This window comes from Acidimicrobiia bacterium (assembly GCA_035651955.1).
Taxonomy (GTDB): domain Bacteria; phylum Actinomycetota; class Acidimicrobiia; order IMCC26256; family JAMXLJ01; genus JAMXLJ01.
The window spans coordinates 1-7,497 of the sequence record DASRES010000075.1 but is presented as its reverse complement, the minus strand read 5'-3'; the positions used below and the strand labels follow the sequence as shown (position 1 = coordinate 7,497).

At 71.1% G+C, this 7,497-nt stretch carries 9 protein-coding genes; 4 read left to right on the top strand and 5 right to left on the bottom strand.

Annotation, left to right across the window (positions count from 1 at the left end):
- Window positions 1-173: 173 nt before the first annotated feature.
- The gene (locus VFC33_16365) at window positions 174-608 is read left to right on the top strand and encodes a PilZ domain-containing protein (protein HZR14814.1); all 435 of its coding nucleotides are present in this window, start codon (window positions 174-176) and stop codon (window positions 606-608) included.
- Between the two features lie 24 nt (window positions 609-632).
- Here VFC33_16365 and VFC33_16360 read toward each other — a convergent pair whose 3' ends face one another.
- Window positions 633-1,730, bottom strand: coding sequence for an amidohydrolase family protein (locus VFC33_16360; GenBank protein HZR14813.1), 1,098 nt, complete (start codon window positions 1,728-1,730; stop codon window positions 633-635).
- 55 nt (window positions 1,731-1,785) lie between these two features.
- On the opposite strand from VFC33_16360, the gene VFC33_16355 reads away from it, so the two are divergent.
- Together VFC33_16355 and VFC33_16350 are read left to right on the top strand one after the other, a co-directional pair.
- Entirely contained in the window at window positions 1,786-2,676 is an 891-nt protein-coding gene (locus VFC33_16355; GenBank protein ID HZR14812.1) for a dihydrodipicolinate synthase family protein, read from the top strand.
- A gap of 50 nt (window positions 2,677-2,726) precedes the next feature.
- On the top strand, window positions 2,727-3,587 hold the full coding sequence (locus tag VFC33_16350; GenBank protein ID HZR14811.1) for a uroporphyrinogen-III synthase: 861 nt from the start codon (window positions 2,727-2,729) through the stop codon (window positions 3,585-3,587).
- On the opposite strand, the gene VFC33_16345 is transcribed toward VFC33_16350, so the two are convergent.
- From VFC33_16345 to VFC33_16330, 4 genes are all read right to left on the bottom strand, one after another.
- Window positions 3,565-4,179, bottom strand: a complete 615-nt coding sequence (locus VFC33_16345) for a hypothetical protein (protein ID HZR14810.1) — start codon at window positions 4,177-4,179, stop codon at window positions 3,565-3,567. The two genes, VFC33_16350 and VFC33_16345, sit on opposite strands and share 23 nt — an antisense overlap.
- A gap of 294 nt (window positions 4,180-4,473) precedes the next feature.
- Complete coding sequence (locus tag VFC33_16340; protein ID HZR14809.1) at window positions 4,474-5,736, bottom strand: RNA polymerase sigma factor; 1,263 nt, start codon at window positions 5,734-5,736, stop codon at window positions 4,474-4,476.
- Window positions 5,733-6,080, bottom strand: a complete 348-nt coding sequence (locus VFC33_16335) for a YciI family protein (GenBank protein HZR14808.1) — start codon at window positions 6,078-6,080, stop codon at window positions 5,733-5,735. The genes VFC33_16340 and VFC33_16335 overlap by 4 nt, the downstream gene beginning before the upstream one ends.
- A 76-nt stretch (window positions 6,081-6,156) precedes the next feature.
- Window positions 6,157-6,570: a DUF6069 family protein gene (locus VFC33_16330; GenBank protein ID HZR14807.1), complete on the bottom strand. Its 414-nt coding sequence runs from the start codon at window positions 6,568-6,570 to the stop codon at window positions 6,157-6,159.
- A 144-nt stretch (window positions 6,571-6,714) separates the two neighbouring features.
- Between VFC33_16330 and VFC33_16325 the strand changes: the two genes are divergently transcribed.
- Window positions 6,715-7,497: acyl-CoA dehydrogenase family protein (locus VFC33_16325; protein HZR14806.1), on the top strand; the 783-nt coding region annotated here is incomplete at its 3' end.

Here is a 7,497-nt window from a genome sequence, read left to right as displayed (position 1 = left end):
GCGACCCCTCCTCGAACTGGCTCGGCGTCCGTGATGATCGGCGCCCGGGCTGAGAATCGGCGCGACGAACCGCAACGAGAAGGCAAAGATTCGGTCCTCGGACGGGCCGCTCAATCCTCGGGCGGTTCATGCCGACAATGTGCTCGAGGAGAGTCGCGGGGCAGGAGACGGCCATGCCCGCGCGCGACCCGTTCACGACCGGCGGCGGGCAACCGTTCGTCCCCGACGAGTGGGGCCGCCGTTACGCGTTCCGCGTGCAGCTCGACGTGCCGGTGCTCGTCTTCGCCGTCGACGACGGCGAGCTGCGGCCGTGCGGCGCGTGGAACCTCCACGATGCGTCGTGGAGCGGGGCAACCCTCCAGCACGTCGGCGACGACGTCGAGGCGGGGACGACGCTTCTCGTCCGGATCGACCATGTCGTGGGTGGTCGCCGGTTCACGGTGTCGCCGCGAGCCCAGGTCGTCGCGGTCGTACCGGGACCGACGCGGACGCTCTACGACGTCGAGTGGCTCGACCTGACCGACGGGCAGACGGGCACGCTGCAGCATCTCGCGCTCGCGATGACACGTTCGCGGCTGCGTCGCATCCGGGACGGGCGACCGGTGTGAGCGTGTCTGCGCGCTGCGCGGCGTCTACTCGCCGAAGCGGTAGAGACGGCGCGCGTTGCCGGCGAGGATCAGCTCACGTTCGGCCTGCGGCACACCCGACATCGACGCCTGGATCGTCCGCCACGAGTACGGGTAGTCGGCGCTGATGTGCGGATAGTCGCTCGACCAGAGGATGCGCTCGACACCGACCGCGTGACGGTTCCGCACCCCGAACGTGTCGGTCATGTACCCGAAGTGGAAGTGACGTTCGATCGTCTCGCTCGGCGGCGCGCTGAGACCGAACCCGCTCACCGGGTCGAGCCGGTGGAAGTTGTTGTCGATCTGCTCCTTGACGTACGGCACCCAGCCGAAGTCTGTCTCCGCGAAGACGACGTCGAGCTCGGGGAAGCGGTCGAAGATGCCGTCGAACACGAGCTGGATCATCCGCTCGGGCGCGTCGAAGAACCGTCCGTAGCCGGGCAGCTTCGCCCGGTGCGCGCGCGGCATCGTCGTGCTGAGGCTCACGTGGATGCTGAGCGGGACACCCGCCTCGGCGACGCGCGCCCACACCTTGTCGTCCTCAGGCGTCAGCTCGAGCGTCCCGTTCGGGTAGCAGCCGATGACGACGCCGCGCATGCCGGGACGGCCGAGCACGCGCTCGATCTCCGCGACCGCGTGCTCGATGCCGCAGTTCGGGAGCAGCACGAGGCCGCCGAAGCGGTCGGGCGCGTACGCGACGTACTCGGAGAGCCAGTCGTTGTACGCGCGCACGCACGCGAGGTGGAGCTCCGCGTCGCGGTTCGCGACGATCGCCTGCGACAGACGCGGCGTCGCGTACAGGACTTCGGCATCCACGCCGTCGCGGTCCATCTCGACGAGCCGCGCCGCGGGGTCGTACCCGCCGCGGCGCAGGTCCTCGAAGCGGGCCCACCCCTTCATCTCCTCCGGCGCGAGGCCCGCACACGCGTTCATCCCGAAGTTGATCGGGTCGGCAACGCCGTCGAGGACCCACGCGTCGCCTTCGTCGAAGCGCTCGACGCGCGGCGCGCGGTCGCGCAGCCGTACCGGCACGCGCGAGGTCCACAGGTCCGGAGGCTCGTTCACGTGACTGTCGGCCGAGATGAGCCGGTACGACCGCTGCATGTTCTCGACGGTACCTATGATCCGGCCTCCACGGCACGAGCGCGGAGATGCGGGCATGGCGTCACAGGCGAGCACCTTCGTGATCAGCCTCACACCGTTCACCGCGACCGGCGAGCTCGACGAGGACGGGCTGCGCGCGCACCTCGAACGGCTCGCGTCCAGCGGCATCGGCGTGTACCTCGGCGGGAGCGGCAGCGGCGAGGGCTACACGCTGTCGCGCGACGAGATGCGGCGCGTGCTCGAGATCGGTGTCGAGGAGCTGCGCGGGCGCGTGCCGGTGCGCGCGATGGGAGTGGAGCCGCGCTCGGCGCAGGAGCTGATCGCGCTCGGGCGGCTCGCGGCAGACGTCGGCGTCGAGGCGGTACAGCTCTACTCGCTCGACATGGGGCACGGGAACCGGCCGCGGCCGGTCGAGCTCGAGCGGTACCTGTGTGACGTGCTCGACGCGGTCGACGTGCCGATGATCCTGTCGTCGCATCAGGCGGCGGGCTACGCGATCCCGCCGGAGCTGATCGACGAGCTGCTCTCTCGCTACGGCTCGATCGCCGGCGTGAACTGCACGAACCCCGACCTGACGTACCTCGTGCGCGTGCTCGACGCGGTGGACGGCCGCGTGGACGTGCACGTGGGCGGACCGATGCACGCGCTCAGCTGCCACGCGCTGGGCGGCCAGGGCTATCTCAGCTCGGAAGGGAACCTCGCGCCCGCGTTGTGCGTGGCCGTCGTCGACGCGTACGCGCGCGGCGACATGCGCGCGTGTCACGACGCGTACGAGCGGGTGATGCGGCTGTTCGCCACGACGCAGCGACTCGGCGGGATCTCGGCGACGAAGGCGGCGTTGCGCGCGCTCGGGTTGCCGGGTGGGTGGCCGCGCCCGCCCCGTCTCCCCGTCGACGAAGACGAGGTCGGCGACCTCGTGACGCTGCTGCTGCCGTCCGTTTTGTGAAGCGTCAGCCACATACTGTGTGGTTGACGCTTCCGAGAATGTGAGGGGCGATGGTGGACGCGATGCCACCGTCCTCGGTGCTGCACGGGTTCACCGTCGGCATCACGGCCGACCGACGGTGGGACGAGCAGGCCGCATTGTTCGAACGCCGGGGCGCGACGGTCGTGCACGCACCCACGATCCGAACGCTGCCCCTCGGCTCCGACGCGCCGCTGCGCGCCGCGACCGACGCGCTCGTCGCCCGTCCGCCCGACGTGCTGCTCGCGAACACCGGCATCGGCATGCGCGCGTGGTTCGCCGCGGCCGACGGCTGGGACCTCGGCACGGCGCTGCACGACGCGCTCGCCGGGACGCACATCGTCGCGCGCGGCCCGAAGGCGTCCGGCGCCGTGCACTCGGCGGGTCTCGAGGTCGAGGCGCGCGCGGCGAGCGAACGGCTCAGCGAGGCGGTCGATCTCGTCGTGGCGCGCATGCGGCGCGGCGATCGCGTCGCGGTGCAGCTCGACGGCGGCGGCAGCGCACCCGAGCTCGAGCGCCTGCGTGCCGCGGGTGCGGAGCTCGTCGAGATCCCCGTCTACGAGTGGAAGCTGCCCGAGGATCACGGTCCGGCGGAGCACCTGATCGACGAGCTCGTCGCGGGACGGGTGCACGCGGTCACGTTCACGACGCACGCCGCGGTGCAGAACCTCTTCACGATCGCGGCCGAGCACGACCTCGACGGCGCGTTGCGCGCGCGGCTCGACGACGGGCGCGTCGTCGTGGGATGCGTCGGACCGGTCTGTGCCGACGGCGCGGTCGCGGCCGGCCTCGACCGCGACCGCATCGTCGTGCCCGACGCGTACCGGCTCGGCCCGCTCGTCCGCGCGGTCGCGAGCCGGCTGATCGAGCTCAGTGCGCAGGCGCCACCGTGACGGGTGCCGCCGCCTCGGCCGTCGCGCCCCGTCGCAGCAGGACGATCGACACGACGAGCACCCAGAGCACGAAGAGCACGAACGGGAAGAAGATCCCGGCGATGAGCTGGAGCACCGCGACCACGTAGCCCGCGGCGGTCAACCAGCTCGGCAGGACCGCCTCCCGGCGGGCGGCGTACGACGCGAACGCCGTGAACGCGCCCGCCGACAGCGCGCCCGCCACGAGCAACAGCCCGAACCCGAGGTTGTCGAACTGGCGGGCGAGGTCACCCGACGGAACCGGGACGTTCCCGAACATCTTGGCGCCCGGGATCGCGGCCCTCAGCAAGGTCGAGACGAGGACCATCGCGACGAACAACGTCCCGAACGTCAGCATCGGCCCACCACCGTCGGCGAGACGGTCGCGCAGCGACCACAGGAACCAGACGAACGCGAGCACCCCGAGGACGATCAGGTATGCCCCGATGACGGCGGTGACCCGGTGCCCGCCGTCGGTCCACCACCGCTGCCACTTCGCCGTGTCCTTGTTGCTGCTCGGCGTCGAGAAGACCATGAACCCGGCGACGAACAAGACGACGAAGACGACCCCCATCCAGGCGCCGACTCGATCGAATCGGCGATGACTCACCGTCCCTGCCTCCATCACGCACCCCCTGACGCGACGTAGACGGCCGTGTTGTCCCTGCGTGTGCGCAGGTCACGGCAGTGTCATCCCCGACGGGAGGCGCGTCAACGGCCGGGGCACCGGACGGTCTGACGCACGACGGCCGGGGCGGGGACCACGGAGGTTCGAGGCGGTCGGGGGCTGGGGTCTATCCCCGACACACGGGGCCAGCGTGCCACGCCCCCGACCGCCGGCAAGTGTTCGTACCCGCTGAGCTGACGCTCACGTCAGGTTTTTTTGGGTGGATCGTCGCTGACGCCCGAGGAACTCGCGCTCGGCCGGGTTGGTGGTGAGGTCGAGGGCGCGGTCATAGGCGGCGACGGCCTCGTGGACGTGTCCGGCTCGCGCCAGGAGGTCGGCCCGGCCGGCGTGGTACGGCTGGTAGTCGGCGAGCGCGGCCGCGTCGTCGATCGACGCGAGCGCCGCGAGACCGGCGCCCGGGCCGTCGAGCTCCGCGATCGCGATCGCGCGATTGAGCGCGACGACCGCGTTTGGCCGCATCGCGTAGAGCTGGTCGTAGAGGGCGACGATCTGGCTCCAGTCGGTGGCGTCGGCCGTCGGCGCGTCGGCGTGCACCGCGGCGATCGCGGCCTGGACCTGGAACGGGCCCGGCTGGTTCCTTCGCAGGCACGCGCGCACGAGCGCGTGACCTTCGTCGACGAGCGCGCGGTCCCATCGTGCGCGGTCCTGGTCCGCCAGACGGACCATCGATCCGTCGTCGTCGACGCGGGCCGGTCGGCGCGCCTCGGTGAGGAGCATGAGCGCGAGCAGGCCGACAGCTTCCGGTTCGTCGGGCATCAGCTCCACGAGCACCCGTCCGAGCCGGATCGCCTCGTTCGACAGGTCGACGCGCGTCAGCGCGTCGCCCGACGTCGCGGTGTGGCCCTCGGTGAAGATCAGGTAGATCGTCGCGAGCACCGCGTCGAGCCGGTCCGGGAGCTCGGCCGGTCGCGGGATGCGGTAGGGCGCGTGGTTGTCGCGCAGCTTGCGCTTGGCGCGCACGATGCGCTGCGCCATCGTCGCCTCGGGGACGAGGAACGCGCGCGCGATCTCGTCGGTGTCGAGACCGCCGAGGAGCCGGAGCGTGAGCGCGACCTGCGCGTCCGCGTTGAGCGCGGGGTGGCAGCAGAGGAACATCAAGCGCAGCTGGTCGTCGGCGACGACGTCGGCGAACGCGTCGAGGTCGTCGATCTCGGTGGTGTCGTCGGGTTCCACGCCGTCGACGTACAGCCGGTGCGCGGCGACGTGGCGGTCGGTGCGTGTCGACTCGCGACGGAGACCGTCGATGGCGCGGTTGCGCGCCGTGGTGAGGATCCAACCGCCCGGGTTCGGCGGGACGCCGTCGGCCGGCCACCGCTCGGCGGCGACGGCGAACGCTTCCGCGACCGCGTCCTCGGCGAGGTCGATGTCGCCGAGGACGCGGATGAGCGTGGCGGTGCAGCGGCCGGCTTCACGGCGGAAGACGGCGTCGAGCCGGTCCGTCACCCTTGCATCGGGCGGACCTCGACGGGTCCCTCGCAGGCGGCGGCGGCCTTGGCGGCCCAGTCCAGCGCGGCGTCGAGGTCGGGTGCCTCGATCACCCAGAAGCCGCCCATCTGCTCCTTCGACTCGGCGTAGGGGCCGTCGGTCATCGAGACGTCGCCCTTCGTCGAGCGGACGACGGTCGCGGAGGACGCGGGGTGGAGACCGGCGCCGAACACCCAGGTGCCCGTGCGCTGGAGCTCGTCGTTGAAGGCGCCCACCTGCGCGCTGAGACGCTGCGCGTCCGGGGTGGAGAAGTCCATGTCGTAGTCGTTGTCGTGCCAGACCCCGAGCAGGTACTGCGGCATCGGTCCTCTACTCCTTGTCGTCGTGTCGTTGTCGTGTCGTGTCGTCGTGTCGTGTGATGGTGCCGTTCGGTGTCGGTCAGTCGGTGGTGTGACGGGCGAGGACCGGGACGATCATCGCGGCCGCGACGAGGTGCGTGCCGATGAGCGAGATCGTGCTCGCGGCGCCGTCGGCGAGCGCGATCGGCGCGACACACGAGAGGGCGACGAGCGCGGTCGTCGTCTGCACGAACCGCCGGTGGGGCGCGGTGCTGCGCCGGTTGAGGAGCGCGACGAGCAGCCCGCCGAGCACCGTGCCGATGAACGTGAACTGCGCGAACGCGGCGAGCGGGACCTCGCCCTCGGCCGCGAACGGGACGCCGGCCGCGTGCAGTGCAGCGACGAGCCCGGTCGTGACGGCGGCGGCGACGACACCGACGGTCAGCGTGGCGCGCCGCAGCGACGTCGCCGGGCGTGTCGACGCGATGTTCGACGGGGCGAGGATCGTGGACATGGCGGCGGCTCCCTTCCGCTCCGGCGGCGCCCGCTGCGCCGCTCACCCTGTCCACGAACGCCGGGCGCGGAATCGACAGGCCGTCGCCGGAATTTTCTCGGCGGGGGTAGCGTCCACCGTCGCACGCAACAAGGAGGCACGCGGATGGCGTGGGACTTCTCGACCGAGCCGGAGTTCCAGGAGAAGCTCGACTGGGTCGAGCAGTTCTGCAGGGAGAAGGTCGAGCCCCTCGACTACGTGTTCCCGTACGCGGTCCGCTCCCCCGATCCCGTCGTGAAGGCCTACGTCCGGGAGCTCCAGCAGGAGGTGAAGGACCAGGGCCTGTGGGCGATCTTCCTCGACGAGGAGCTGGGCGGGCCCGGGTTCGGGCAGCTGAAGCTCGGGCTGCTCAACGAGATCATCGGGCGGTACCCGTCGGCGCCGCAGATGTTCGGGGCGGCCGCGCCCGACACCGGGAACATGGAGATGCTCGCTGCGTACGGCACCGAGGAGCAGAAGAAGCGGTGGTTGGAGCCGCTGCTGAACCAGGACATCTTCTCGGCGTACTCGATGACGGAGCCGCAGGGCGGCAGCGACCCGAACCTGTTCAAGACGCACGCCGTTCGCGACGGCGACGAGTGGGTCATCAACGGCGAGAAGTGGTTCACCTCCGCCGGCCGGGTCGCGGACATCCTCTTCGTGATGTGCACGAACGGGATGTTCGTGGTGCCGCGTGAGACGCCCGGCGTGGAGATCATGCCGGAGCCCCGGAACCACAACCACATCATCTACCGCGACGTGCGCGTGCCCCTCGACCATCTCCTCGGCCCGGAAGACGGGGCGAAGGTGCTCGCGCAGCGGCGGCTCGGCGGTGGGCGCATCCACCACGCGATGCGGACCATCGCGCAGTGCAAGCTGGCGTTCGACATGATGTGCGAGCGCGCGCTG